Origin of the sequence: Streptomyces otsuchiensis (assembly GCF_004305975.1) — a bacterium.
GTDB classification, from domain to species: domain Bacteria; phylum Actinomycetota; class Actinomycetes; order Streptomycetales; family Streptomycetaceae; genus Streptomyces; species Streptomyces otsuchiensis.
This window is the reverse complement of record NZ_BHZI01000509.1, coordinates 1-1595: the sequence shown is the minus strand read 5'-3', so window position 1 is coordinate 1595 and position 1595 is coordinate 1. Positions and strand designations below refer to the sequence as shown.

At 73.7% G+C, this 1595-nt stretch carries 2 protein-coding genes; one reads left to right on the top strand and one right to left on the bottom strand.

Annotation, left to right across the window (positions count from 1 at the left end):
- Positions 1-62 precede the first annotated feature (62 nt).
- Positions 63-740 (bottom strand): DJ-1/PfpI family protein, encoded by a 678-nt coding sequence (locus E0D90_RS25525; RefSeq protein WP_307721188.1) that lies wholly within the window; start codon positions 738-740, stop codon positions 63-65.
- 172 nt (positions 741-912) lie between these two features.
- On the opposite strand from E0D90_RS25525, the gene E0D90_RS25520 reads away from it, so the two are divergent.
- The coding region (locus tag E0D90_RS25520; protein WP_227870508.1) for a GntR family transcriptional regulator at positions 913-1595 on the top strand (683 nt) is incomplete at its 3' end.

The window sequence follows — 1595 nt, the reverse complement described above, 5'->3', positions numbered from 1 at the left end:
GGCGGGGGGCGGTCCGGACGCGGTGGCTTCGGCGTGCCCGCCACCCGCCACGGCGGCCCCGCTCACTCGCCCGCCTGTTCGGCCCGTTCGGCCCGTTCGGCCCGTTCGGCCCGTTCGGCCCGTTCGGCCCGTTCGGCGCCGAGGGCCGCCGCCCGTGCTTCCTGGGCGGCGGCCACCACCGGGTAGGCGGAGGCGTCGGAGTCGGCGAAGAGCCGGAACCACGCGGCCAGCACCTCCGGTGTGAAGACGCCGAGGCGGGCGAAGATCTCCCGGGCGAACGCCTCCGGGTCGGTCGGGCCAGCGGTGATCACGTCGCCGTCGGTGACGGCGTCCGCGTCGCGGTAGTGCGCGGCGCCCGCGTAGCCGCTCATCGTGAGGACCTCCGGAGCGGCGCCGGTGTGCGCCCGGTCGTCGAGCAGTCCCTCCCGGGCGATCCCGTGGACGGCGCCGCAGATCGCGGCGACCGGGACACGGGCGTCCAGGAACCGTCGCGCGGCGGCGGCGAACGGTGTCAGTTCCTCGCCGTACCAGCCGTCCGCGCCCGTCAGCAGCAGCAAGGCGCTTTCCTCGGGGCGCAGTTGGCCGAGGGCGATGTCAGGAAGCAGCCGCAGTCCACCGGCTGTGGTGACGGGGCCGGTTCCCGGGCCGACCGTCACGACGCGGTAGCCGTTCTGTCGCAGCTCCGCTGTGGCGTGACCGGGCTCCCAGTCGGCGAGGCCGTCGTACACCGCGACATGCACGGCCCGGTCCCGGGCAGGCGCACGCGGTGTCCCAGTGGAAGAGGTGTGGTCGGCCATGACGTACTCCCTGGTCGAGAGGCGTGGTTCCGCCGCCGGGATGCGAGGAATCACATGACAGAATTCTGTCACATTGGCAGCATGCTGTCGACTCCGGGTGAGTAGAGTGAGCGAGGTGATACGACGCAGCACTCTGCGCGAGCAGCTCGCCGGCGCTCTGCGCGAGGAGATCCTGGCCGGACGGCTGGTCGCCGGGCTGGGATTCACGGTGCGGGAGATCGCCGAGAGCTACGGCGTCTCCGCCACTCCCGCCCGTGAGGCGCTGCTCGATCTCGCCGCCCAGGGACTGCTGCTCGTCGAACAGCACCGAGGCTTCCGGGTCCGCTCCTACACCCTCACGGACTTCCGGGAGATGATGGAGGCGCGCGGCCTGGTCAAGGAGGGACTGCCCCTCGGTGGCGCCGGCCGGCGCCCGCACGACCCCCCGCCCGAGGCGTTCACCTCCATCCGCCGCCGCGCCGCCGCCGCCCGCCAGGCCGCCCGCGCCGAGGACCTCGACATCCTGGTCGGCTACGACCTCCGCTACTGGCGGGAGCTGACCGCGCTGCTCGCCAACCCCTACATCGCGGAGTTCCTCGACCGGCTCCGCGTGCAGTGCTGGGCCTTCTCCGTGCCCCGGCTGCGCCAGGCCAAGGACCTCCCCGGGCTGCCCCCGGCGCAGGCCCTGCTGTGGGACGGCTACCTCGAACTCGCCGACGCCGTCGAGCGTCACGACGACGCCGAGGCCGACCGGCTGGTGTGCGCCGCGCACCGGTGCACCCTCGCGGCCGCCACTGAACTCGCCACCCGGCTCTCACC